Raw genomic sequence first — 23,397 nt, forward strand, 5'->3', positions numbered from 1 at the left:
AATCCGAGACCTCGCTCCCACGCGGCGCGCGCCTGGCGCTGCGAGCGCCGGCCGCCATGCGATCGGCCGCTCGGGAAAACTGCGCGCAGCGTCCGCCGGAATTGGCGTCTGGTTCCGCGACAAGACGATGGCTGGCGCTCGCTATACTCGCCAGCTTCCTCACATTTTTCATCGCGACATGAACAACACTTACATGACTGTGCTTGTGGCTCTCGCCGGAGCGGTCTCCACGCTCCTCGGCGTCTTGATCACAAGCCGAACCCAGGTCGCCAACCAAAAGCTCAACATTGAGTTTCAGGTCGAACTTGCCAGAGAGAAAGCGAGAAGCGACGCCTGGGCGGCCGCCAGCCAGTCGGCTGTCGTTCAGCTAGCCGTTGCCCACAAGAATCTCAGCCAAATCGCAAGAGAGTTTTCGTTGACCGGGCTCGATATCATGTGGACGGCCTCAATGCCTGTCGCCGAGTTCAACATCAAATACCTGTCTCTGTGCGAGAAGGCGGACGAGCTGTTGATGATCGTGGATTTCCATGCGCCCGACGCATCCGCGGCGGCCCGCGAGGTCTACGGGCAAATGAACATGTTTTGGGGCAGCTTTAAAAACATTCTCTATCAGACCGAGAAAGGCAAAACCCCGAGTGAGCTTTCGTCTCAGCTTGGGGCCGCGCACGACGCGGCGAAACTGATTGGCGAAAAAGCGGCTTTCGCGAAAGCCCGTCTGAGCGAGACGTTTCAAGAACATTTCGTGAACTAGCCTTCTGCACGGTGCCGGCCATCAACCCCGCCGTCGGCACGATGAGCGACGCTGACGGAGTGAGGGCGCGTTTGGCTTCGCAACATGCCGCCGCTCACGGAGGGTTGAGACGGTCTTCGGCTGGCCAACCGAAACGCATTCCCCCATGAGAACCGTATAGTTGGCTCGACAGAGCGGCTGTGGTGGCAAAATCGGGCAATGCATTCGCATCGATCAGCTACGGCGCACAAACACAACCATCATGGAGGGGTCGCATGTTTGGCAGGTTTTTTAGGAGTAAAGAGACAGGCGCACGCGGGGAAACCATTCCCTCTCGCCATGATGGATTTCCAGACACGAGCACGTTGTCCGGCGCCTGCCCTCGCTGCAAAACCCAATCGAGTTTCGAAACAACAGGGGCAATCCCAGTGACATTCAGCGACATGACCACCGTCGACCGTAGCGGGTCAATGGTCCGCGTCCCCTATGACCGGGTGGCCGTGCTTGTTTGTCGCCACTGCCACCAAGGCGTCGCTGTGATCGAAGAACAAATGACCGGCGAGCATCCGTCGGCGAGCAGCAAGGGGGGTGGTCAGCTCTGGTGGCGCGGTGTCCATTGGTGGCCCTTCCCTGGTGGCGCCAACGACCCGGCAATACCGCCGAAAATCCAAGACACGTTCGACGAGGCATGCCGAGCGATTGCCGCAAACTGCCCGCGCGCTGGCGCGGTGATGGCGAGGCGCACGCTAGAAGCGATCGCCGCCGATCGCGGCGAAACCGATGGCCCGCTCGTTAAAAGGCTCGCGGCGTTGACGAGTCAAGGCTTGCTCCCCTCGACCTTCTCCGATTGGGCGAAGGAGGTGCGGCTTGTCGGAAACGTCGGCGCGCACTTCGACTTGGAGGATGATGTTTCCTCAAAAGACGCGGAACAGCTCAGAGACTTTATCGCCGAGCTTCTAAACCACCTCTACGTTCTGCCCAGCAAGCTGGCCACCCGAAGGGCGAACGCCAATCGGGCCACCACGCCTCCTCGATAAGGTGGCCCTCATTTCGGCGGCTCCGCTCAGAGCCTGGCCGCTGAACACCATATCGCGAAAGCTTACGTGAAAAGGCAAAATCCAAGGCATCCGGGCAAATGTAGGGCATCCACCATGAAGTTCAATCGCTTTTCGTTGTGCTTCTTCGATGTGTTGGGTTTTGAATCGCGCTTCTCCGATCTTGGCCTGGACGGCATGCTTCGAAAGTATGTCGCTCTGATCGATCTCGTGGACGCGAAGAACGAGCACATGGGCCGCGTGTTTGGGGAGATGGGGTTTAAGGAAAGCGCCTACTGGCTGTCAGACGGCGACGCCTTTGTCGTTTCGCGTCTTCACGGCGCTTACGCCAGCGATTCGCTGCTTGTGTGGACGCACACGGATTTCCCCGAGGCTCGATACCCTGCCGCCGTCGACCTGGCGCCGGCCGAGCGCGAGCGGCTTGCATCCGAGCCCGCCGAAGGTTGGCTGTATCACCCCATCCCATGCGACAACCTGCTCGACATCTGCAACGAGATGATCTGCCACAGCTTGGAAATAGGGTTGCCGTTGCGCGGCGCGCTCGCTCTCGGCGAAGCTGTTCTACACAACGAGCGGGGCGTTTATCTTGGCCAGCCGCTCATCGACGCCGCGCGGATGGAGCACTCGCAAAGGATCATTGGCGCGTCGTTCACGCGCTCATTCATGAATCAGATCGTTCCGCCCAGGTATCTGGTGCCGTTTGACAAGCATCTAAAAGATGCACGCGACGACCTTTTTCAAGGAAGCGTCCTCGATTGGCCAAGGCACTGGCGGACAACCCGGAAGTCCGATCTTCGTGAAACCATTCGATCGCTCAACACGCTTCCGGCTGCGGCGGCCTATTACGACAACACGCTTTGCATGCTCGACGCCTCCGATGCCCGAGCCGAAATGTTTGACGGGCCAGCGGAAGCGCCGCTTGGCAGCGTCTATCCGCAGTTTTCGACGAAAGAGCTTGCGCTTCGGGCTTGCGCCGTGAGGCGCATCAACGTCCGCACCCCTGAATAGGAGATTCCGGTGGTTTCCAAAAGACCGCCGGCAGGCACTGGGGGGGCGTCGCCTCACCCGCTTCGGCCTTCCGGCCTAAAGAGCGGCTGGCGGGCCGCCCCCGACTAAGCCCGAGCGCCGTGGTCCATCGCCGCAAGGCGAATCTGTTCGATGAGGTTCGAAATTTCGCCAGAAAGCATCCGATACTCTTCGGTGATTTGCTCCTGGCTCTTGTTCGCCAGAAAAAATAGTTTGTCGGCGGCCCTGCGCACGAGGATCAACAACTCCGCGCCTTCGTCCAACTGGTTGGCGTTGCGCCATCGATCGATTGCGCCGCTCGCCAAGCCGAACAGTTCTTCACGCCATTTCTGCCGATTGACCACTCGGAGAATGTCTCTCTGGGCCGCAACACGATTATTAAACTCGCTCATCAAAACTCTCGCTTGAAAGAAGAACGCGCATCCACTGTGTTATTGCGCTCGAAGCTTTCTTCGCTTCATCTATCTCCTGATCTGAAACTATCTGCCCATAGCCGCGTGTCGAAAGTATCCTCGCCCTGGCGAATATGTCGAAAATCTCAGTCCGAATCGGCACGCCCTCTTTCAACAAGAGTGGAGATCGACGTGAAAATATCGGAACCCCGCTCCCAAACGAATAGCAAGTCGCGAAATTCCGCATTGCCAAAAACATGCACGACAGGTGAAAAACGCTGCTGTTTTCGTTTGCCGCCAGCGCCCTAGAAGACTCTTCGAACAATCGCTCAAACTTCTCGCAGTCTGCGCGCCGGTCCTGATATGGCCCTGGTTCGCCAAGGCTGACCACGAAATCCAACCCATCTGACGCATATAGTAGCCGAGACTCTCGATGGATGTGCCACGCGAACGGGCTGCCCGCTCGCCACATCTCGGCAAGCCGATCATGGCTGTATATCGAAAACTTTTGAGGATCAAGGTCGACGCGCTCACCGGACACGCAAGCCAACAGGTCGATGTCCGACCCTCGGTCTACTTCGCCTCGACAAACAGAGCCAAACGCATAGTAGTGAACAGTCATCGCCGGCCAAGCCTCTTTATAAGGATGGCGGTCAAGAACGCCATGCCGACCAAGCGCGTGGCCGCGATGACAGACGCCGCTGTCGGCCCGAACGAACCAACCCCGGCCACCCCGAAGAAGACGGCTGGCGCGTGCTGCATCCCCAGCAAATACCGGTGCAGGTTCCAGGGGTCGCCACCTATGGCCCCCTCAGACAGCCCGATCACGAGGAATGCGAGCACAAAGCTGCGCAGCAATTTAAGAACGCTCTCGCCGTTCCCCCATACAAAGTCCAGCACACGAAAACAAATCCAGCTTCCGAATTGCCTCACCACCACAATTCCACGATACTTTTCGCGGTAGTAGGTCTCTCCCGAAGCCCACGATTTATAAAGGTAAGATTCTGTCGCCTGCAATTCAAAAGAAATCGCCTTATTAACCGCCTTTGCGTCTCCGATTTGCTGATAATTCATGCGCAGCGAGCGCGCAAATCGCATTCTGAGGTTATCCTCCAACGGTGCTTCTTTTGACAAAATATCATCATCAATCTGACACCGCTCAAACGTCGCGTAAGCAAACTTGCATCCCGCAAACGACGTTTGATGAAAATTACATCCAATAAAACGCGCCCCGGTGAAATCACAGGAATCAAAGAAGCATTGGTTGAAATAGCAACCATCGAAAACAGCATGAACGAAACTAACCTTGTGAAAAGCCGTTTTTTTGGCCGCATTAAGTCGCGTCAAAATCTTATACGAGAAATCAGCATTCTCCGCGGTAAGATTTTTCGCGACGTAATAATCTACGATTTGTTCTCGATTGCCTTTTTTCAAAACCGCCGAACCGATCATCCCCTCTGTGGACTGCGGGGGCGGCGCAGGCGTGGGCACGGCACTGAGCGCAGACGCTTCGCCGGTCTTGGACGAACCGGTCGACTTCTTCCATCGTTTGAAAAGTCGCATTTTGTTTTCGGTCCCGTTGTGACGCGACGCGCCCGTCCGCGCGACGCCTATGTGGTCCCCCGCATTTTATCTGAACGCTTCTTGCCCGGAACCAGGGTGCTCGGGATTGGTTGACCGCACATCGCGCAAGAAAAAACACGGGCCAAATAGGAGGCAACGTTGGCTCGCAAAAATCGAACGTTGACGGCGGGATTCTCGCTCGGCGCTCTCGCGAAAGCGGATCGGGATGTTCATGGCGTATGGAGCGCTCTCCGTCCGTCGGCTAGTAAGCCACAACCGTTGACTGGCGGCCAATCTCGCGAGAGATTTTTGCCCGGAAGCTCCCGCCGCGCCACGCCCCGTCGGCGCTCACATAGCCAAGACAGGATTGAACATGGACTCAACCACGCCGCGTCTCAGGCCCGAAATCGCCGACATCGCCGCGTTGCGTCAATTGGTCCGCAGCATAAACGACCGGCCGGGACGTGTCCGGGTGCCGGACGAGCACGTCGAGCACGTCGTGCGAGAGTTGGCCAAGTATCATGGACTGGCGCTTGACGGCGAGTCGAAGCAGTGAACGTCGATTGTTGCGGGCTAGCGAGTTGGACCGCTGTCTTTCGGTTTTTCAGTGCTGTTCGACGGGTTTACGGGACCCTTTGCCTCTCTTGCCAAAATCTCCGCGTCGGCGGCAAGTTCTGCTGCTTCAAGGGTCGGAAAACTGTCACCGACCCTCTGATCTCCTTCCCAGATTTCATATTTACCGTCAGGGCGACGGTAAATTTTGAAAGGACCGAAGTCTTCAACAAAAACTAGGTCTGGATCTGGCGGCATCGCATCGGTCGCTTTCTGCGTCTGGTCGGACATACGCATCTCATTAGGAAGATTTCGTCGATCATATCATCCGGCATTTCCTCAACGGTTTAGCGCTAGCAGGGCTCTAACGCCGCGTCCGCAGGAATCAGGTCTGTCTGCAAGGTCGCCGAATTCAGTGCCCCCCGGTTGGCCTATGGCTAAGGAAAGCGCGCTAGAATCCGGGGGTCCAAGCCAGTGGACCACCGATTTCGGGCCCTGAACCGCCGCCAACCTAGGCGGGGCGGGCGTTCCAGGGAGTTGACCTTGTCTCCCTGATTCGCCACCAAATTAGCGCGAAAGCCCGCACTCTCACGACCTGCGGGCTTTTTCGTTTTGGCGCGCGGTGAGCCACTTGGTGAGCCATCCCGCGAATGCAAACGCTTTCGCACATCCACCGGAGGCGGGTTGGCGCCCGTTCCTTCCGACCGGTCAGGTGTCTACCGATTGCACAGATCAAATAGAAAGCGGGCCGCCGAGACAACCCAACCTACTGACCTTAAAGCCTCAAGCAAAAACAAAATACTTCCGCACCGTCTCCACCACTTCCCACGTCCCCTTCATGCCGGGTTCGATCACGAACACGTCACCGGCCTTCAGATGCACGGGCTGCTCGCCTTCCGGGGTGATGATGCAGTAGCCGTCGAGAAAGTGGCAGAACTCCCACTTCTCATAATTCACCTCGAACTTGCCCGGGGTGCAGATCCAGGTGCCCATGATCTTGCTGCCGTCCTTGGAGAGGTAAGCGTTGAGATTCACGGTGTGCGGATCGCCGCCGATGCGCTTCCACTTGGTGGCATCGACGACGGGAGTCGGGCAGGTTTCGCGCAAAACGGTAATGAAATCGGACATGTCGGCTCCAAGCCATCTAATAAGAGTAAGAGTGGGCCACGTTAGCACCCGGGGCATACCGGGGCATGTCTGGAGCCGACGGGGAGCTAGTATGGAACCGACACGGAGGCGCGGACGCCCGTCGTACGCGAAATCGACAGCGAATTAAGCATCCCTTCCCGAACGGCAACCGCGATCGATCTCGCCGGCTCGCGCGGGCGCGGAGCAAACGGTCCCGTACAGCGCGCTGCCTACCACCGCGCTCACTTCAGCCCATACCAAACGCCGCGCCCGCTGCCGTGCCGTTCCAGATATCCGCGCTCGCTCAGGTCGCGGAAGTGCTGCTTCAGCGTGTTGCGGTTGCTATCGGTGAGCCTAATCGCCTCGGCCATCGTGATACGGCCATGCTGGCGCGTGAATTCGACGATCTGCAAGGACAGCGTCGGCAGCATGGCCAGCACGACCTTCTCGTGCTCGACCTTCTTCTCGAGCCGCCGCACCTGCTCGGCCAGCGAACGCAGAAAGAACAGCAACCACGGCTGCCAGTCGGGTGCTTCGGTGCGAAGGGTGCCCCGCGTCCGACGCAACGAAAGCCAATAGGCTTCCTTATTCATCTCGAAGACGCTTTCCAGCGAGCAGTAAGGAACATAGCCATAGCCCGCCTGAAGCAGGAACAAGGTCGTCAGCACGCGGCTGAGCCCCTCGTTGCCGTCCTGGAACGGATGAATATCCAGGAACACGACCACGAATACAGCGATAACGAGCAGCGGGTGCAAGTGCGCCTTCTCGCGCTCGTCGCCCACCCATTGCACCATTTCCGCCATCAGACGCGGGGTGTCAAACCGTGTTGCCGTCTCGAACATCATGCCGGCCTGCATGCCGTTCTCATCAGGGGCGGCGACACTGTTGGAACCGGTCTTGTAGTGCCCCCGGTGCCAAGCATCCGTCTGGCCGTATTGCAGCAGAACCTGGTGGAGTTGCTTGACGTGGTCCTCGTCGAACGGAATGTCTCCCCACGCCCGGAACATCAATTCCATTACCTCCGCGTAGCCCGCCACCTCCTGCTCGTCACGCGTATTGAACTGTTTGACAGCCTGATTGGATAGCAGACGCTCGACGTCGCGGTCATTCAGCTTGCTGCCCTCGATGCGAGTAGACGAGCCGATGCTCTCGATCGTGGCAACACGCCGTAAAGCCGACAGCCGGTCAGGCGCAAGCGTGCCCACAGCGCGCCATGCGCCCTTGAATTCGTCAATCCCGGCAACCAGGCGCAAGACTTCCGGTGTGATCTGAAGCGTGTCGATTCGAAACATGAACGCATGCTACACCCATTTACACCCATTTATCGGTTCAAAATAATGGGCGTAAATGGATGCGGAAACGGTTACCCGTCAAACGCCGTCATCTCCTTGTCATGTTTGCGTCATCGAAATCTAAGAATTGGGGGCCAAACTCTCCGCCACCCGAGGGATCCATCGACGAACGCCCGATTCCCAACCGGTCCGTCTGCAAGCACGACGTGAAATAAAAAGCAGTCGCATGACCCAGGCGCCGCAAGTCGATGCAGCGCCAGGTAGTTCCGCATGATTTGGCTGGACCAATTGCCCACAAAAAAGCATCCAACCTTTGAATCAGGGGTCTCAATGTCTTTCAATTCGTTCCGCTCCGGCGCCATGCGCACGGTCGGCCTGAGTCTCAGCGCACTGGCAATGGGCCAGTTCCTGGCGGCTTGCGGTCACAGCGATTCGCCGAGCGCGTCGGCGCCGGTCACCACGGTCGCGTTTGCACCCAAGACGCCGATTCAGCACGTGATCGTGATCATCGGCGAAAACCACAGCTTCGATAACGTGTTCGCGACCTATCAGCCGCGTACCGGCGAATCTGTGTGGAACCTGCTGTCGCAAGGGATCATCAACCAGAACGGCACGCCGGGCGCGAATTTCAGCCATGCGAACCAGTCGGCCGCCACGGATACCTCGGCCAACGCGTTCCTGCTGAGCCCGCCCCAGACCCCCTTCTCCGGCGCGGTCCTGCCGGCCCCGCTGACGGGCGGCCCGCAAACCAGCTACCTGCCCACGGGCAGCACGCTGACCACGGCCCAGCAGACCGAAAACGGCCTGGATACCAACTATTACCAATACCTGCTGACGGGCGGTACCGGCCAAGCCAGCAAGGTGCCCGACACGCGTATCGCCAACGTGAACGCGCTGCCCACCGGCCCGTTCCAGTTGACGAGCACGAGTTTCAGCTACGACTCGTACTCGGCCAGCCCGGTCCACCGCTTCTACCAGATGTGGCAGCAGCTGGACTGCAGTCTCAGCCACGCGTCGACGACCAATCCGTCGGGCTGCGACGGCGCGCTGTTCTCGTGGGTTGAAACGACGATCGGTGCCGGCAGCAACGGCCAAACGCAGGCGGCGAACTTCAGCACGAATTATTCGACGACCGCCACGACGACCGGCGAAGGTTCGACCGCCCTCGGCTTCTACAACATGGCCAACGGCGACGTGCCGTACTTCAAGGCGCTCGCCGACCAGTACGCCATCAGCGACAACTTCCACCAGTCCGTCAACGGCGGCACCGGCGCGAACCACATCATGCTGGGCCACGGCGACATGCTGTATTTCAGCGACGGCAACGGCAATGCGCAAACGCCGCCGCACAACACGGTCGTGGCAGCCGGCTCGGCCAACGCCGGCACGGTCGACGAAATCGAGAATCCGAATGCGGCTCCCGGTACGAACAACTGGTATTCGGAAGACGGCTACGGCGGCGGCAGCTACGGTTCCGCCTCGTACGGCGGCGGCTCCTACTCCAACTGCTCCGATGCGACGCAGCCTGGCGTCGGTCCGATCCTGAACTACCTGAAGTCGCTGCCGACGCCGATCGCGTCGAACTGCCAGGCAGGCCACTACTACCTGCTGAACAACTACAACCCCGGCTACTTCGGCAACGGCAACAACGCCTACACCGACACCAATGCCAACAACACGGTCTTCACGATTCCGCCGCAGACCGTGCCGAGCATCGGCGACGTGATGAACACGGCCAACGTCAGCTGGAAGTACTACGGCGACCAGTGGAACAACTACGTCAACGACCCGTACCAGCTGAACTACGGCGTTGCCGGCGCGAAGAGCGACGAGTACTGCAACATCTGTAACCCGTTCCAGTACGACACGTCGATCATGTCGAACCCGGCGCAGGTCGCGGCGCATATCCAAGATACGACCAACCTGTATTCGGATATCGCCAACGGTACGCTGCCGGCCGTGTCGTTCGTCAAGCCGAGCGGCTGGGTCGACGGCCACCCGAACTCGTCGAAGCTGGACCTGTTCGAAGGCTTCTCGAAGAAGATCATCGACGCGGTGCAGGCCAACCCGACGCTGTGGAAGAACACCGCCATCTTCATCACCTTCGACGAAGGCGGCGGCTACTACGATTCGGGCTACGTGCAGCCGCTGGACTTCTTCGGCGACGGCACGCGTATCCCGTTCATCCTGGTCTCGCCGTACGCAAACCCGGGCTACGTCTCGCACAGCTACACCGATCACGTCTCGATCCTGAAGTTCATCGAACGTAACTGGGGGCTGCCGGTGATCAGCAACCGGAGCCGCGACAACCTGCCGGATCCGGTCACGACAACCTCGAACCCGTACGTGCCGACCAATAGCCCGGCGATCAACGACTTGTTCGACATGTTCGACTTCCCGGCGCCGACGGCGAACTAATCAGTCCCGGGCACCGGAATCCGATCCCGGCCGGAGCGATGGCATGTCTAGCGCTCCGGTCGAAAATCGGATCCCGTCACCTTGCACGCCGGAGTCGGAACCCAATCAGGTTCGGGCATCCGGCGCGTTTGCTGTTTACTACCTCCGCAAAGGAAAAGCGTTGAATCGTCTCCGCTACACACTCGTGGGTGTCGCCGCCCTGATCGCGATGTCCGCTTGCACCCAGAAGGGCACCGATACCAATCACGCATCGGATGCGTCGTCCAAGGATGCGACCGATGCAGCACTCACGGTCAACGGCACGGCGATCAGCAAGCGCGAGTTCGCCATGCTGCTGCGTGAGCAGCCGCCTCGCGACGAAACACCGAACTCCCCGAAGAAGATCGTCGATAACCTCACGATGCAGATTCTGGCGGCCCAGGCAGCCACCGAGAAAGGTCTGGACAAGTCGCCCGACGTCGAGGATCAGATGGACTTGTCGAAGACTTCGATTCTTGCGCAGGCCTACGTCAAGGATTTCTTCGCGTCCCACAAGCCGACCGATGCGCAACTGAACGCCGAGTACGACAAGGTCAAGGCAGCGGCATCGGGCAACGAATACCGGGCGCGCCATATCGTGGTGAAGACGGAGGACGAGGCCAAGGCGATCATCGCCAAACTGGACCAAGATCCGAAGGCCTTCGCTCAGCTTGCCAGCGCCGATTCGCTGGACCCGGTCAGCAAAGCCAAGGGCGGTGACCTGGGCTGGTTCGATCCGACGCGCATGGAGCCGGCGTTTGCCAGCGCGGTGGAGAAGCTGGGTAAAGGCCAAGTCTCTCAGGAGCCCGTCAAGTCGCAATTCGGCTACCACGTGATCATGGTGGACGATATTCGCTCCAAGGCAGCCGCCGTGCCGCCCTTCGAACAAATCAAGGATTCGCTGGCCGCCCATCTGGAGCAGGAAGAACTGCTCAAGACCTTGGGCGACATGAAGACCAAAGCCAATATCTCGGTCAAGCCCTGACCCCTGACCCGGCAGTTCCGCGCGCCGTCGGCCTAGTTGGCCGACTGCCGCGCCTGCCCACAACTCGAACAAACAGAATTGTTTTCCAGGTCACTCATGAACTTCAGCCAGTCCAGTATCAGGCGGCAGGCCATCCGTATCGCATGCTTCGGCCTCATTGGCCTTTGTGCCGTCGTGAGCTGGAACGGCATGGCGGAGAACAAAGCACCCTCCGCCCAGCCGAGCGCCGCGCAAATCGATCTGTGTCCGCGCCCCGCGGTCGGCAGCGCGGTGCCCGAACCGGCCGATGTGCGCAGCAGCCACGGCGTGCTGAAGCTCGACCTGACGATACGGAACGTGCTGGAGAAGGATGGATCGGTCCGTTACTGCTACATGACGCCAAGCGGTGCGGAGTCGCCGACGCTGCGTGTGCATCCGGGCGATCGCGTGGAGCTTCGGCTGAAGAACGACCTGAAGGACATCGAGCCCGACGCCAAGGCGAACGGGCCGATCTACGGTCCGATCTGCTCGGCCACGGCCAAGCCGCATAAGGTCAGCAATCCGTGCGACAGCGGCGTGATGACCGCCACGTCCACGAACCTGCACTTTCACGGCATGACCATGTCGCCCGTCTGTCATCAGGACGACGTGCTGAAGACATCGATCCAGCCCAGCGACCCGGTGTTCGAATACAACTTCGTGGTGCCCAAGGACGAGCCGCCCGGGTTGTACTGGTACCACCCCCACGTTCACGGCTTCAGCAGCGTTCAGGTGGAGGGCGGCGCCTCAGGCGCGCTGATCGTCGAAGGGATCGAGCGCGCGATGCCCGAAGTGGCCGGCCTGCCTGAGCGGGTGCTGGTGATCCGCGATCAGGACCTGCTGAACCCGAATGCACCGCCCAACAAATCGGAGCCACCGCAACTCACCAAGTCTCAGGTCGACAGCGACGGCGATGCGCAGAACAACGGTACCGGCTTCGGCAAGCCATCGAAGGACTTGTCGGTCAACTTCGTGACGGTGCCCTATCCCAACTACGAGCCGGCCACGATCCGGATCAAGCCGGGCCAGAAACAACTCTGGCGCGTATTGAACTCGTCGTCGGTCACCTATCTGAATCTCGCCCTGCTGTATCAGCGCAAGCCGCAGTCGATCGGCATCGTCGCCATCGACGGCGTGCCCGAGCAGAAGGACGGCAAGGGCGTCATACCGTGGGTCGACCATATCGGCATCCCGCCCGGATCGCGTGTCGAATTCATCATGAACGGCCCGCCGGCGGGTGAGACCGGGCTGCTGGTGACCCGCTGGGTCGATACGGGGCCCGCCGGCGAAAACGACCCCAATCGCGCGCTCGCGCTGATCAAGGCCGACCCGCAGGCGCCCGAGCTTGCCTCGACGCTGCCCACGGCGCATACGCCGCTGCCGGCCGCCAAACTCACGCCGCTCAGGGATGTGAAGCCGGTCCGGACGCGCAAGCTGTTCTTTACGGAAGTGCAGTCGAATCCGAACGACCCCAATAGCCCGACGGATTTCTACATCACGGTGGAAGGCCAGAAGCCCAAGCTGTTCGACCCGCATAACGGCATGCCGAACATCACCGTGCATCAAGGTGACGTCGAGGACTGGATCATCGAGAATCGCTCACCCGAATTGCACGCGTTCCATATCCATCAGATTCACTTTCTGGTGATGGAGGTGGATGGGCACCCGGTGGACGAACCGTTCCTGCGCGATACGGTCAACGTGCCGTACTACAAGAGCACGGAGCTGAGCTACCCGAGCGTACGGTTGCGCATGGATTTCCGCGATCCGCATACGGTGGGCACGTTTGTCTACCACTGCCATCTGCTCGAACATGAGGATGGCGGGATGATGGGGATCGTGCGCGTGTTGCCGCGGGGGAAGAAGTAGCTGGGCGGTAGCTGCAACAAAGCCTGTATGGATACTGGTATCGTGCCTGCCGACGCCTCGGGCTCCCGCGAGGCTGTATGCTTTGCGAGAGCCAAATAACCGCGGATGGGCAAATGCAAGTCGATGTACATGTCGTCAACTCGTTGATCGACGGAGAAGCGGGCGGCAACCCAGCAGGCGTCGTGATCGATGCCGACGCCCTCACCGCAAACCAGAAGCTGGAGGTCGCTCGGCGGGTCCGGTTGTCCGAAACCGCGTTCGTATCAAAGTCGGACGTGGCAACCATCAAGCTGGAGTTCTTCACGCCCACGCGACAGATCGCGCATTGCGGACATGCAACCATCGCCGCGTTCTCGCTTCTCCGGCAACTCGGAAAGGTGAGCGATGGGGCGTTGACGAAGGAAACGATCGACGGCTGTCGGAATGTTTTGGTCGATGGCAAAGCGGTCCTCATGGAGCAGCGTTCGCCGACGTATCGTTCGATAGAAGCGGGATCGGATCTCGCTCAAAGAGTCGCGCGATCGATCGGGCTGCAGCCCACACTGATATTCGCCACGGCTACACCAACCGTAGTCAACACGGGGAACCGCTTTCTGTTGATCGCGTTGCCGGATAGCCAGTCGGTCGCCGACGTCCGACCCGACCATCGTGCAATCGAAGCGGTGAGCGATGAACTCGACTTGATCGGATATTACTTGTTCTCGACCGCGACGATGCTCCCCGGCCGCCATGCAGGCACGCGCATGTTCGCACCGAGATTCGGGATTGACGAAGAGTCCGCGACCGGAACGGCGGCCGGCCCCTTAGCGTGCTTTCTATACGAGCACATGGGCATCGAGAACAAAGAGATCATCATCGAGCAGGGCCAGCTCATGCAGCCGAAGTCGCCGAGCGTCATCAACGTCCTGCTCGACATCGACGGCGGCAAAATCTCGCGACTGATGGTCGGAGGCGAGGCCGTGGTCGCGCGGACGATGAGCATCGAAATATGACGAGTTTCACGGCAACCGGCACGTATATTCGCCGCCCCACGTCCCGTTCGTGCATCGCTGACACGTATAGCGCGCGCACCCGGTAACGCCTTGCCCCGGCACCGCGCATTTATAAACGACGGTACTGTCGGAAACCATGCTGCCGTCGGAAGCCTGGCACGCGGCAGCGGCCGGTTTGCCTACCACACCCTGATCGGCCTGCGGCGCCGACGTTCCCATCGGCGCGCAAGCCGTGACGACAGCAACGATCCCGGCCATCGACAACCGCTTCATCCAACGATTCGAGGACATGGCAACCTCCCAGCGGGGTATCCACCGCACCAACCGTCTTCCGGACGAACAAAACCAAAACCACCAACATCGAACGCCGTATCGCTCGCGCAAAGAGCAATCCAACAATCCGCAAAACGCTGCCCCGTTGCGCGGGCCTATTCGCCTTCGTCGCCACGACAACCGTAAGTGTCATCCCAACGATTTCCTTTAAACGAAGCGACTATTTCGCGGGAGTGTCGCGCGAACTCGACGCCCATGCAAGAACCTCGGGAGAGCGACGTCGATTCAGGACGGCAATCTGCTCGATTCCATGCCATAGTTCACGCGTACTCCGCGCGCGAGGGAGAAGCTCATGAACGGCAAGCCGCTGTCGAAACGGATATGGGCAGGCAAGTACTTCGATCGATATCGATTCGTATCCGCCGCGGCAGCAACGATCGCAGCGGCATGCATGATCGCAGCACCTCTATCGTTCGCAGCCTCCGGCGGCGACGCCGGCAGTCATGACGTCTCGCTGGCCGACGTCCTGACCTATCACAACGACATCGCGCGCACCGGCCAATACCTAGCCGAAACGACACTTACGCCCGCGAACGTCAACGCCGCTCAGTTCGGCAAGGTGGCGTTTCTTGCCACGGACGGAAAAGTCGATGCGCAACCGCTCTACGTCAGCCACGTTTCGATGAACGGCGGGACACATAACGTCGTCTACGTCGCCACCGAACACGCGAGCGTCTACGCGTTCGACGCGGATAACAACACGAAGCTCTGGCAGCGCTCGCTGCTCCCGCACGGCGAAACGACGAGCGACAATCGGCGCTGCACGCAAATCACACCGGAAATCGGCATCACATCGACGCCCGTCGTCGATCGGTCGCGCGGCAGCCACGGCGTGATCTACGCGGTGGCGATGAGCGAAGACGCGCACGGTGCCTATCACCAGCGCGTTCACGCACTCGATCTGTCCACGGGAGCCGAAACGCTCGGTGGCCCGAAGGAGATCGCCGCCACCTATCCCGGTCACGGAGCAAGCAGCAAGAACGGCATCACCACATTCGATCCAAAGCAATACGCGGAGCGTCAGGCGCTGACCCTCGTGGGCGGCCATCTCTATCTGGCATGGACATCGCATTGCGACCACGAGCCCTACGGCGGCTGGGTCATGGCCTACAGCGCGGACACGCTCGAGCAAACGAGCGCGCTCAACCTGACGCCGAACGGCAGCGAGGGCTCGGTATGGATGAGCGGCGCGGGCATGGCATCGGACGGCAGCGCGCTCTACTTTCTCGACGCCAACGGCACGTTCGACACGACACTGAATGCACAAGGGTTTCCTGAGCACGGTGACTTCGGCAACGCGTTTCTCAAACTCGCAACTTCGCCGAAGCTCGGCGTCGCCGATTATTTCGCGCAGTTCGATACCACGGCTGATTCGGACGACGACATCGATCTCGGCTCCGGCGGCGCATTGGTGCTGCCCGATCTCAAGGACGACAAAGGCACCGTGCGGCATCTCGTCGTCGGAGCCGGGAAGAATTCGAAGATCTACTTGCTCGATCGCGACCACATGGGCCAGTTCGATCGCTCGCGCAACGTGATCTGGCAGGAGGTGGACGGGCAACTGGTCGGCGGCGTATTCGGCATGCCGGCGTATTACCACGACGTCATCTACTACGGCGGCGTGGGCGATCACCTCAAGGCGTTTCCGATCGCGTCGGCACGGCTCGCCGAGACGCCAAGCTCGAAGAGCGCCTTTAAATTCCCCTATCCGGGCGCAACGCCGAGCATCTCGGCCAACGGAACAAAAAACGCGATCGTCTGGGCGGCCGAGAACGGCGGCGAAGGCGCCCTTCACGCGTTCAGCGCGGACGACCTCGGCCACGAGCTTTACGACAGCAAGCAATCGGGAGCGAGGGACCGCTTCGGCCCGGGAAACAAGTTCATCACGCCGATGATCGCGCATGGACATGTCTACGTCGGCGCAACGAATGGGGTAGCCGTATTCGGATTGAGAAGTCATTAGTAGAATCGTTCACACCTCGTCCATTCGACCGACCGATCCCAATGAGCCATTTCCGCCCCGTCGCACTCGAGCATGCCAGCCGTCTGATCAATCACGGCCCGACGGTGCTTGTCACGTCCGCCGACGGCGATCGGCGCAACATCATGGCCGCCGCCTGGTCGATGCCCGTGGAGTTCACGCCGCCGCGAATCGCGATCGTCATCGACAAAAACACGTTCACGCGCGAATTGATGCTACCGAGCGGTCGATTCGCCGTGTGCATCCCCGGCGCGGCGATCATCGATTTGACGTACGCCGTGGGGAGCGTGAGCGGAAAGGACATCGACAAATTCACCCGCTTCGGAATCGCGTCGACGGTCGGGCCCGAACTCGGGCTGCCCCTCGTCGAGGCAGGCTGCTCGGCGTGGATGGAGTGCAAGCTGATTCGCGAACCGCACACGGAAGAGGCCTACGACACGTGCTTCGGGGAAGTCGTCGCAGCGGCGGCCGACGAACGCGTGTTCGCCGGCGGACGCTGGAAGTTCGACGATACGAACGTCGATCTCCATACGATCCATCACCTCGGCGGCGGCAACTTCGCGAAGGTCTCGAACCTAGTGGCGGCCAAGGCGCTGTAGAAGAACGCAAGGAATGCTTAAGGAAAATGTAAAATTACGGTTTTGTCCGGCATAAGCTGCGGCGCGCCCATCCGGTGCCCGCGCGATAATAGGAACAACGCCCCATGCATCAGCGCAACCCCTTGGAAAAACTGCTCGAGGTCTCCCTCTTCAAATCGCGCTGGGTGCTCGCGCCGTTTTACGTCGGCCTCGTCTTCTCGCTCGTGATGCTGCTGATCGCATTCGTCCAAGAACTCGTGCACGCGTTGGCCGGCGTGCTGCATGCGACGCCGGAGCAGATCATTCTCGCGACGCTGTCGCTGATCGACCTTTCGCTCGCGGCTAATCTCGTCGTCATCGTGATTTTTTCCGGCTACGAGAACTTCATTTCGAAGATCGACACCGGCGGCAGCGAAGACCGCCCGAGCTGGATGGGCACGCTCGATTTCTCGGGCTTGAAAATGAAGCTGATCGGCTCGATCGTCGCGATTTCGGCCATCTCGCTGCTGCGCGCGTTCATGAGCCTCACGGAGCTGGACATTCCGCTCGACGAGGCGCGGATCCGCTGGCTCGTCATCCTGCATCTGACGTTCATCGTCTCAGGCGTGCTGTTCGCGGCGATGGACTGGATCGCCGCCCGCTCCGAGAGTCATTGAGGGAAAGAGGAAAGAGGAAAGGGACGGAAGATAGAACGAGAAGACCGAGAAGGCCGCCGCCGGCATTGCCCCGGCGGCGCTTCGGTCATGCGTGGTGCACCACGCACACTTGATTGCGGCCGGCATGCTTGGCGTCGTAGAGCGCCTGATCGGCCTGAGCCACGAGCGCCGCGGCGCCCGTCAACCCGTCCACGGCGGCGCAGCCGCCCACACTCACCGTCACGCTCAACGGGCTCGAATTCACTTCGAGCGAATCGGTCTCGATCGCGTGCCGAATCTTCTCCGCCACGACAGCCGCACCCGCCTCGTCGCAATGCGGCAAGATCACGATGAATTCCTCGCCGCCGTAGCGGCCGAGGATGTCGCTGTTGCGCAGCTGCGGCGACACGGTCGTGGCGATCTTGCGCAGCACGGCGTCGCCGGTCGGGTGGCCGTACGTGTCGTTGATGCGTTTGAAATGGTCGATGTCGAACAATAGGACGGCGAACGTATCGCGATGACGCATCCAGCTGTTGTACTCGGCCAGCAGACGGCGGTCGACGTGCCGGCGGTTATAGAGGCCCGTGAGCGCATCGCGCTCCGACGAGTCGCGCAGCGCCTCCAGCGCGACCTCGCGTTCCTTCCATGCCACCGCCAGCTCGGTCACGTCGGCGATCGTCACGCACACGGCGACGACTTCCCCGTTCTCGATGAGCGGCATGAACGAGCAGTCTTGCTGCATCAGATCGAGCGAGCCCGTAATCGGGCAGTCATGCTCGAACGGAAGGAGCCAAGGGCGGTGCTGCCACGAAGAAAACGAGCCGCTGTGCAGCAGAAAAACGGTATCGAACTTGCGCTTGAGCCAAGCGCGCGGCAAGTCGGGAAAACTATCGAAGAAGCTGCGTCCGATCGCCTGCGCGGCCGGCAGCCCGCTATGCTCGTCCATGAAGCGGTTCCACAGCACGATGCGGTATTCGCGATCCACCGCAAAAATGCCGAGTCCGACACGTTCCAACGCGAGTTCGCTCAAGCGAGCGGTGCCAGGAATGTCCATCTGCAACGTCGGTAAATTCAGTAAATTCAGAGATTGGCCAGAAAGCCGTCGATCGCCGTCACGAGCGACTGGACAGCCTTCGCCGTCATCAACGTCAACAGATGAGAACCGAACACGCCGTCTTCGGTCTGCAGGTTGACTTCCAGCAGCAGCGCACGGTCCCACGGCAGTTTCGACGGATGCAGGACCTCTTCGAGATCGAGCTGTTCGCCGATCAAACGCGGCGGCGTAAACGTCGGCAGTTGCCCGAGCTGTTCGAACAGGCCCGTCAAGCACGCACCGGCGATCAAGTTCGTGACGTCGGACAGCACTTCGGCATCCGACATGTCTTCGTGGTCATGGCTGTCTTCGCCATGCACGTCGTCCGCGCGAAACACGAACTTCATGTGCCCGGCACTGCGGCTGTCGAACAGGGAAATCGCCTCGCCGGCGATCTCGCAGCGAAAGCTTTGACGGAGCGCGGTCACAGGCTCGGTGAAGTCGAGCATGTCGCGCACGGCCGAGGGCAGCGTATCGGTGTCGACCATGCGGATGCGCGGCACCGACAGATGCACGAAACGCCCGAGCAACGCGGCAAGGCGCGCGCCCGCTTGGCCCATGCCAATGTTCGCGATCTCTTGCAGCGCGTCGCGCTGGTCTTCGGTGAGAATAGGCTCACTCATACAATCCGTACTCTTTCAGCACCGGCAACAGCTTCGCGCTCGAAATCGGCTTGTCGATGAAAGCGACGGCGCCGAGCGCTTTCACGCGCGCTTTGGCTTCGGGCTGGATGTCGGCGGACACGACAATGATGAAGCTGTCGAGCCCTTCCGAACGCACCGTCTCGAGCACGTCGAAACCGGTCATGCCCGGCATCGTCAGATCGAGGAACATCACCGAAGCGCGCCCCTCACGGTAGGCGGTGACGGCGTCCGTTCCGTTGGCCGCTTGAGAAATTTCGACGTCCCACGCCTCAGGCAAGGCGTTGATCAGCAGTCGGCGGGCGAGCGTCGAATCGTCCACGACAAGTACAGGCAATCCCATTTTTGGATATTCCTTCATTACCACGTCCGGTATAACGGCCTCCCCCCATCGAAACTGAAGTACTCCTAAACCCGAACGCAGAAAACGTTTACAAGGCGCGCAAACGTTGGCGTAAACGTTTGTTTTTGCGTATTTGCAATCGACACCCTATTTTTCGAAGCGGGCTAATGGGGCCATGCCGAAAATCGCGACCCGCGCCTCCGGCTCTCGCCTCTATCCCTTCGTTCAGATTCGTACGTCGGCGTATAACGCTTTGCGTGCCGGCCTCCTCGCTTGTTATAATTCGATCACACGTCCGCTAGAAATGTGACGTTCTTTCTTCTTTCTCCACGCGGCGCTCCTTCACGGAATCGATGCTCAAAACCGATCGTCTGCGCGCCCTCGCCGATGCGCTCGCCAAGCACAACGTCATGCGTCTTCGCGACGCCGCCTCGCTGCTCGGCGTGTCCGAAATGACGGTTCGGCGCGATATTACCGCCAATCCCGAACGCTTCACCTATCTCGGCGGCTATATCGTCAGCGCCGCCAATGTGCCCAATGCGGCGGGCTATTCGCTCGAGCAGGAGCAGGATCACTTCGCGCAAGCGAAGGCACAGGCATCCGCGCACGCGGCGCAGCTCATCGCCGACGGCGAAACGATCTTCATCGATTGCGGCACGACGCTCACGACGCTCGCGCGCTTGATTCCGGCCGACATGCAGATCACCGTCGTCTGCTACTCGCTGAACATTGCCGAGATTTTGCGGCGCATGCCGAATGTGCGGATGATTCTGCTCGGCGGTGTGTACGTGCCGTCGTCGGATTCGTTCACCGGCGACGAAAGCCTCGAAATGCTACGCCGCATGGGCATCAACAAGGCCTTCATTTCCGCGGGCGGCATCGACACCGCGCGCGGCGTCACTTGCTGGAATTTTCATGAAGTGGCGATCAAGCAGGCCGCGATGTCGAGCGCCGTCGAAAGCCATCTCGTGGTCGACACCAGCAAGTTCGGCATCGTGAAGGCCGTGCGCTTCTCGCAGATCGACGCGTTCGATTCGATCGTCACCGAGAAGGGACAGGAGCTGCGCAGGCGCCGCGCGGGTTGACGCCGGCTAGGGCGTCAATTTCAATTGCGCTGGCGCAGGGAGAAGAGCACGCCGGCCACGAGGATGAAGGCCCCGACGATCACCTTCTGCCATGTGCTCGGCACGCCGACGAGAATCAGCGTGTTGTCGACGAGCGTCACGAGCGCGACGCCGAGCAGCGTGCCGAGTACCGTGCCGCTGCCGCCCGTGATGCGCGCGCCGCCAAGGATGACGGCGGCGATCACGTCGAGTTCGGAGCCGACGAGGTCGAACGGATTCGCGAGTCGATTGTTCGCCACGTGCAAGATGCCGGCGATGCCCGCGAGCATGCCCGTATAGCCGAACACGAACAAATGAACGGCGCGCACGTTGTAGCCGAGCCGCTCGGCGATCGAAAGGCTCCCCCCCATTGCGTAGACGGCGCGCCCCATCATCGTCCGATTGAGCAGCCACCACGTCGCGACGGCCGCCGCGGCCAGCGCGAGCACCGAGACCGGCAGCACGGCGTCGAGACCGTCCACCGTGCGATAAGCCAACAGCGGAATGCGGCCGAACCGATCCATGCTGTGCGGGATGTTCATGAAGAAGGTCGTGCCGACGAACGTCAGCAAGATGCCGCGATACAGATAGAGCGTACCGATCGTGACGATCAGCGACGGCGCCTTCAGCCGATGCACGAGCAAGCCGTTGATCAGCCCGAGCAGCACGCCGCCGACGGCACCCACGAGCAGAATCAGCGCGAACGGCGCATCGGGCCACCAGGCGAACACGGCCTTCGTGATCGAATACATCGTCAACGCACCGATCGCGGTGAACGACACATCGATGCCGCCCGACGCGAGCACGACGAGCGTGCCGAGCGCGAACAGCGACGTCGTCGTCGCAGAATGAAGCAGATCGAACAGCGTCGCCCACTGCAAGAAGCGCGGATTGATCGCCGCGACGACGATGCACGAGAGCACGATCAGGCCGCCGGGCAGCCATTCCGGGCGGCGCGCCAGTTTCGCGCGCCAGTCGGGCGCACGGCGCCGGCCGGCCATCTCTGCGGTATCGGTTGAACTCATCGTCTGATTCATCTTTGACTCGCCCTTCAATTCGAAAACGCCCACGCTAACGCCAACGCACTGATTCGGCCCCGAGCGCTTTACGCGGCTTGCGCCAGCAGCGCGCGGTACAGTTCGGCCTCGGTCAACCCCTGCGCTTCATATTCGCCCGTGACGCGGCCTTTGCTCATCATCAAGATCCGATCGCAGTTTTGCAGCAGCTCGGGCAAATCGTCGCTGATCAGCACGATGCCGATGCCATGCTCGGACAGCGACTGCATGATGCGGTAGATGATGTCCTTCGAGCCTACGTCGACACCGACCGTCGGCCCGTGCAGGATCAACACACGCGGATCGATGGCGAGCCAGCGGCCGATCAGCACGCGCTGCTGGTTGCCGCCCGACAGCGATTGCACGGGCTTGTCGATGTCGGGCGTCGCGATTTGAAGATCCGTAACCGTGCGCTGCGCGAGTTCGCGTGCACGCTTGCGATCGAGTTGACCAAAGCGGTCGCGCAGGCTCGAGATCATCGCGGTCACAACGTTGTCGCGAATCGATTTATCCAGGAACAGCCCCTCGCTCAAGCGGTCCTCGGGCACGTAGCCGATGCGATGGCGCTTCGCGTCGGCCGGCGTCGACAGCACGATCGGCGTGCCGTCGAGCGCGATCGTGCCGGCATCGCTCGGCGCCACGCCCGCCAACGCGCGTGCAAGCTCGTTGCGGCCCGAGTCGAGCAGCCCGGTGACGCCCAGGATCTCGCCGCGCCGCAATGCGAACGAGACGTCGCGAAACTGCCGCCCACGCGCAAGCCCGCGCACGGCGAGCACGACGTCGGCCGCCTCGGGCGCGTGCGCCCGATACCGTGCGTGCGCGAGTTCACGCCCCGTCATCAGCTCGCTCAATTGCGCTTTCGTGTAGTCGGCGATCGGCCCTTGCGCGACCTTGCTGCCGTCGCGCAGCACGATCACCTCGCCCCCGATCGCATAGCATTCGTCGAGCTTGTGGCTGACGAACAGCACCGTCACGCCCTGTGCACGCAAAGACGCCAAGACGGCGATGAGGTTGGCCACTTCCTTTTGCGTGAGCGAAGTCGTCGGCTCGTCCATGATGACGAACTTCGCCTCGCTCGCGATGACGCGCGCGATCGCCACGAGTTGGCGCGTCGCCAACGGCAGTGTTTCGACGAGGGTCCCTTGGAATTGCGCATCGGCCGGTAGCCCGACGGCCTCGAGCGCACGCGCGGCGCGGCGCGCCAATTCGCGACGGTCGAACGTGCGCGCGAGGCGCCCGCCGTGCTCGGCCAGCTCGGACGTCAACGCGACGTTTTCCGCCACGCTCATGTTCGGGAGCAGCGAGAGGTCCTGGTAGACGGTTTCGATGCCGGCCGCAAGCGCCTCTAACGGCGTGAGCCGCGCGTGCCGCTTGCCTTCGACGACGATCTCGCCTTCGTCGGGCGGCTGCGCGCCCGAAATGATCTTGATCAGCGTGCTCTTGCCGCAGCCGTTTTCGCCGAGCAGGTGATAGATCTGCCCGCGCGCGAACGCGAGCGTCACGCCGCGCAGCGCATGCACGCCGGTGTAGCGCTTATGCACGCCGGTCACCTGCAACAAAGGATCCGCAACCTGTTCGTCGTTCATCTTTGTGCTTC

24 protein-coding genes are annotated in these 23,397 nt (G+C 60.8%); 12 read left to right on the forward strand and 12 right to left on the reverse strand.

From position 1 onward, the window contains the following. Window positions 1-178 precede the first annotated feature (178 nt). The 3 genes from DWV00_RS04830 to DWV00_RS04840 all read left to right on the forward strand — a co-directional run bounded on the left by DWV00_RS04830 (window position 179) and on the right by DWV00_RS04840 (window position 2,793). Window positions 179-751: a hypothetical protein gene (locus tag DWV00_RS04830; RefSeq protein WP_115532418.1), complete on the forward strand. Its 573-nt coding sequence runs from the start codon at window positions 179-181 to the stop codon at window positions 749-751. Window positions 752-1,266: 515 nt separating this feature from the next. Next, the gene (locus tag DWV00_RS04835; protein WP_181885363.1) at window positions 1,267-1,767 is read left to right on the forward strand and encodes a DUF4145 domain-containing protein; all 501 of its coding nucleotides are present in this window, start codon (window positions 1,267-1,269) and stop codon (window positions 1,765-1,767) included. Between the two features lie 114 nt (window positions 1,768-1,881). After that, the gene (locus tag DWV00_RS04840; protein WP_115532420.1) at window positions 1,882-2,793 is read left to right on the forward strand and encodes a hypothetical protein; all 912 of its coding nucleotides are present in this window, start codon (window positions 1,882-1,884) and stop codon (window positions 2,791-2,793) included. Between the two features lie 104 nt (window positions 2,794-2,897). On the opposite strand, the gene DWV00_RS04845 is transcribed toward DWV00_RS04840, so the two are convergent. The 3 genes from DWV00_RS04845 to DWV00_RS04855 are packed head-to-tail and all read right to left on the reverse strand — an operon-like array spanning window position 2,898 to window position 4,766. Beyond that, window positions 2,898-3,203 (reverse strand): hypothetical protein, encoded by a 306-nt coding sequence (locus tag DWV00_RS04845; protein ID WP_181885364.1) that lies wholly within the window; start codon window positions 3,201-3,203, stop codon window positions 2,898-2,900. Then, a complete protein-coding gene (locus DWV00_RS35045) occupies window positions 3,190-3,825 on the reverse strand; it encodes a nucleotidyltransferase domain-containing protein (protein WP_115532422.1) in 636 nt (211 codons plus the stop codon). The genes DWV00_RS04845 and DWV00_RS35045 overlap by 14 nt, the downstream gene beginning before the upstream one ends. Next, window positions 3,822-4,766, reverse strand: a complete 945-nt coding sequence (locus tag DWV00_RS04855; RefSeq protein ID WP_245964729.1) for a pentapeptide repeat-containing protein — start codon at window positions 4,764-4,766, stop codon at window positions 3,822-3,824. Before DWV00_RS04855 ends, DWV00_RS35045 begins: the two co-directional genes overlap by 4 nt. Before the next feature lie 373 nt (window positions 4,767-5,139). Between DWV00_RS04855 and DWV00_RS04860 the strand changes: the two genes are divergently transcribed. After that, the gene (locus tag DWV00_RS04860; protein WP_115532423.1) at window positions 5,140-5,322 is read left to right on the forward strand and encodes a hypothetical protein; all 183 of its coding nucleotides are present in this window, start codon (window positions 5,140-5,142) and stop codon (window positions 5,320-5,322) included. A 17-nt stretch (window positions 5,323-5,339) separates the two neighbouring features. On the opposite strand, the gene DWV00_RS04865 is transcribed toward DWV00_RS04860, so the two are convergent. From DWV00_RS04865 to DWV00_RS04875, 3 genes are all read right to left on the reverse strand, one after another. Then, window positions 5,340-5,609, reverse strand: coding sequence for a hypothetical protein (locus DWV00_RS04865; RefSeq protein WP_147297841.1), 270 nt, complete (start codon window positions 5,607-5,609; stop codon window positions 5,340-5,342). Window positions 5,610-6,101: 492 nt separating this feature from the next. Then, on the reverse strand, window positions 6,102-6,446 hold the full coding sequence (locus tag DWV00_RS04870; protein WP_115532425.1) for a cupin domain-containing protein: 345 nt from the start codon (window positions 6,444-6,446) through the stop codon (window positions 6,102-6,104). 242 nt (window positions 6,447-6,688) lie between these two features. Further along, entirely contained in the window at window positions 6,689-7,738 is a 1,050-nt protein-coding gene (locus DWV00_RS04875) for a Fic family protein (RefSeq protein WP_115532426.1), read from the reverse strand. 330 nt (window positions 7,739-8,068) lie between these two features. Between DWV00_RS04875 and DWV00_RS04880 the strand changes: the two genes are divergently transcribed. From DWV00_RS04880 to DWV00_RS04895, 4 genes are all read left to right on the forward strand, one after another. Beyond that, window positions 8,069-10,156 (forward strand): alkaline phosphatase family protein, encoded by a 2,088-nt coding sequence (locus DWV00_RS04880; RefSeq protein ID WP_115532427.1) that lies wholly within the window; start codon window positions 8,069-8,071, stop codon window positions 10,154-10,156. 160 nt (window positions 10,157-10,316) lie between these two features. Then, window positions 10,317-11,159 carry a foldase protein PrsA gene (locus tag DWV00_RS04885; RefSeq protein WP_181885365.1) on the forward strand — a complete coding sequence of 281 codons (843 nt, stop codon included), beginning with the start codon at window positions 10,317-10,319 and terminating at the stop codon, window positions 11,157-11,159. A gap of 96 nt (window positions 11,160-11,255) precedes the next feature. Next, window positions 11,256-13,046 (forward strand): multicopper oxidase family protein, encoded by a 1,791-nt coding sequence (locus tag DWV00_RS04890; protein ID WP_115532429.1) that lies wholly within the window; start codon window positions 11,256-11,258, stop codon window positions 13,044-13,046. 113 nt (window positions 13,047-13,159) lie between these two features. Next, window positions 13,160-14,038, forward strand: a complete 879-nt coding sequence (locus tag DWV00_RS04895) for a PhzF family phenazine biosynthesis protein (protein WP_115532430.1) — start codon at window positions 13,160-13,162, stop codon at window positions 14,036-14,038. A gap of 6 nt (window positions 14,039-14,044) precedes the next feature. On the opposite strand, the gene DWV00_RS04900 is transcribed toward DWV00_RS04895, so the two are convergent. Then, entirely contained in the window at window positions 14,045-14,329 is a 285-nt protein-coding gene (locus tag DWV00_RS04900) for a hypothetical protein (RefSeq protein ID WP_147297842.1), read from the reverse strand. Window positions 14,330-14,762: 433 nt separating this feature from the next. Here DWV00_RS04900 and DWV00_RS04905 point away from each other — a divergent pair, with 433 nt between their 5' ends. The 3 genes from DWV00_RS04905 to DWV00_RS04915 all read left to right on the forward strand — a co-directional run bounded on the left by DWV00_RS04905 (window position 14,763) and on the right by DWV00_RS04915 (window position 17,586). Further along, a complete protein-coding gene (locus DWV00_RS04905; RefSeq protein ID WP_115532432.1) occupies window positions 14,763-16,334 on the forward strand; it encodes a PQQ-binding-like beta-propeller repeat protein in 1,572 nt (523 codons plus the stop codon). 41 nt (window positions 16,335-16,375) lie between these two features. Continuing rightward, a complete protein-coding gene (locus tag DWV00_RS04910; RefSeq protein WP_115532433.1) occupies window positions 16,376-16,951 on the forward strand; it encodes a flavin reductase family protein in 576 nt (191 codons plus the stop codon). A gap of 104 nt (window positions 16,952-17,055) precedes the next feature. Then, complete coding sequence (locus DWV00_RS04915) at window positions 17,056-17,586, forward strand: TIGR00645 family protein (protein ID WP_115532434.1); 531 nt, start codon at window positions 17,056-17,058, stop codon at window positions 17,584-17,586. Window positions 17,587-17,671: 85 nt separating this feature from the next. Here the strand turns inward: DWV00_RS04915 and DWV00_RS04920 are convergent, their stop codons facing one another. Genes DWV00_RS04920 through DWV00_RS04930 form a run of 3 tightly spaced genes read right to left on the reverse strand, consistent with a single transcriptional unit; the run spans window position 17,672 to window position 19,642 of the window. Next, window positions 17,672-18,619, reverse strand: a complete 948-nt coding sequence (locus DWV00_RS04920; RefSeq protein ID WP_115532435.1) for a sensor domain-containing diguanylate cyclase — start codon at window positions 18,617-18,619, stop codon at window positions 17,672-17,674. A 26-nt stretch (window positions 18,620-18,645) separates the two neighbouring features. After that, complete coding sequence (locus DWV00_RS04925) at window positions 18,646-19,281, reverse strand: chemotaxis protein CheC (RefSeq protein WP_115532436.1); 636 nt, start codon at window positions 19,279-19,281, stop codon at window positions 18,646-18,648. Then, window positions 19,274-19,642: a response regulator gene (locus tag DWV00_RS04930; RefSeq protein ID WP_115532815.1), complete on the reverse strand. Its 369-nt coding sequence runs from the start codon at window positions 19,640-19,642 to the stop codon at window positions 19,274-19,276. The genes DWV00_RS04925 and DWV00_RS04930 overlap by 8 nt, the downstream gene beginning before the upstream one ends. Before the next feature lie 353 nt (window positions 19,643-19,995). On the opposite strand from DWV00_RS04930, the gene DWV00_RS04935 reads away from it, so the two are divergent. After that, on the forward strand, window positions 19,996-20,727 hold the full coding sequence (locus DWV00_RS04935; protein WP_115532437.1) for a DeoR/GlpR family DNA-binding transcription regulator: 732 nt from the start codon (window positions 19,996-19,998) through the stop codon (window positions 20,725-20,727). Window positions 20,728-20,747: 20 nt separating this feature from the next. On the opposite strand, the gene DWV00_RS04940 is transcribed toward DWV00_RS04935, so the two are convergent. Together DWV00_RS04940 and DWV00_RS04945 are read right to left on the reverse strand one after the other, a co-directional pair. Then, entirely contained in the window at window positions 20,748-21,770 is a 1,023-nt protein-coding gene (locus DWV00_RS04940) for an ABC transporter permease (protein ID WP_245964730.1), read from the reverse strand. Between the two features lie 80 nt (window positions 21,771-21,850). Beyond that, window positions 21,851-23,386, reverse strand: coding sequence for a sugar ABC transporter ATP-binding protein (locus DWV00_RS04945; protein ID WP_115532439.1), 1,536 nt, complete (start codon window positions 23,384-23,386; stop codon window positions 21,851-21,853). Between the last annotated feature and the right edge of the window lie 11 nt (window positions 23,387-23,397).

Source organism: Trinickia dinghuensis (assembly GCF_003367175.1).
In the GTDB taxonomy this organism is placed as follows: Bacteria; Pseudomonadota; Gammaproteobacteria; order Burkholderiales; family Burkholderiaceae; genus Trinickia; species Trinickia dinghuensis.

Coding starts and splice junctions, on each gene's coding strand:
- DWV00_RS04830 (WP_115532418.1), top strand. CDS start 179: ATGAACAACACTTACATGACTGTGCTTGTGGCTCTCGCCGGAGCGGTC.
- DWV00_RS04840 (WP_115532420.1), top strand. CDS start 1,882: ATGAAGTTCAATCGCTTTTCGTTGTGCTTCTTCGATGTGTTGGGTTTT.
- DWV00_RS04845 (WP_181885364.1), bottom strand. CDS start 3,203: ATGAGCGAGTTTAATAATCGTGTTGCGGCCCAGAGAGACATTCTCCGA.
- DWV00_RS35045 (WP_115532422.1), bottom strand. CDS start 3,825: ATGACTGTTCACTACTATGCGTTTGGCTCTGTTTGTCGAGGCGAAGTA.
- DWV00_RS04855 (WP_245964729.1), bottom strand. CDS start 4,766: ATGCGACTTTTCAAACGATGGAAGAAGTCGACCGGTTCGTCCAAGACC.
- DWV00_RS04860 (WP_115532423.1), top strand. CDS start 5,140: ATGGACTCAACCACGCCGCGTCTCAGGCCCGAAATCGCCGACATCGCC.
- DWV00_RS04865 (WP_147297841.1), bottom strand. CDS start 5,609: ATGTCCGACCAGACGCAGAAAGCGACCGATGCGATGCCGCCAGATCCA.
- DWV00_RS04870 (WP_115532425.1), bottom strand. CDS start 6,446: ATGTCCGATTTCATTACCGTTTTGCGCGAAACCTGCCCGACTCCCGTC.
- DWV00_RS04875 (WP_115532426.1), bottom strand. CDS start 7,738: ATGTTTCGAATCGACACGCTTCAGATCACACCGGAAGTCTTGCGCCTG.
- DWV00_RS04880 (WP_115532427.1), top strand. CDS start 8,069: ATGTCTTTCAATTCGTTCCGCTCCGGCGCCATGCGCACGGTCGGCCTG.
- DWV00_RS04890 (WP_115532429.1), top strand. CDS start 11,256: ATGAACTTCAGCCAGTCCAGTATCAGGCGGCAGGCCATCCGTATCGCA.
- DWV00_RS04895 (WP_115532430.1), top strand. CDS start 13,160: ATGCAAGTCGATGTACATGTCGTCAACTCGTTGATCGACGGAGAAGCG.
- DWV00_RS04900 (WP_147297842.1), bottom strand. CDS start 14,329: ATGTCCTCGAATCGTTGGATGAAGCGGTTGTCGATGGCCGGGATCGTT.
- DWV00_RS04905 (WP_115532432.1), top strand. CDS start 14,763: ATGATCGCAGCACCTCTATCGTTCGCAGCCTCCGGCGGCGACGCCGGC.
- DWV00_RS04910 (WP_115532433.1), top strand. CDS start 16,376: ATGAGCCATTTCCGCCCCGTCGCACTCGAGCATGCCAGCCGTCTGATC.
- DWV00_RS04915 (WP_115532434.1), top strand. CDS start 17,056: ATGCATCAGCGCAACCCCTTGGAAAAACTGCTCGAGGTCTCCCTCTTC.
- DWV00_RS04920 (WP_115532435.1), bottom strand. CDS start 18,619: ATGGACATTCCTGGCACCGCTCGCTTGAGCGAACTCGCGTTGGAACGT.
- DWV00_RS04925 (WP_115532436.1), bottom strand. CDS start 19,281: ATGAGTGAGCCTATTCTCACCGAAGACCAGCGCGACGCGCTGCAAGAG.
- DWV00_RS04930 (WP_115532815.1), bottom strand. CDS start 19,642: ATGGGATTGCCTGTACTTGTCGTGGACGATTCGACGCTCGCCCGCCGA.
- DWV00_RS04935 (WP_115532437.1), top strand. CDS start 19,996: ATGCTCAAAACCGATCGTCTGCGCGCCCTCGCCGATGCGCTCGCCAAG.
- DWV00_RS04940 (WP_245964730.1), bottom strand. CDS start 21,770: ATGAGTTCAACCGATACCGCAGAGATGGCCGGCCGGCGCCGTGCGCCC.
- DWV00_RS04945 (WP_115532439.1), bottom strand. CDS start 23,386: ATGAACGACGAACAGGTTGCGGATCCTTTGTTGCAGGTGACCGGCGTG.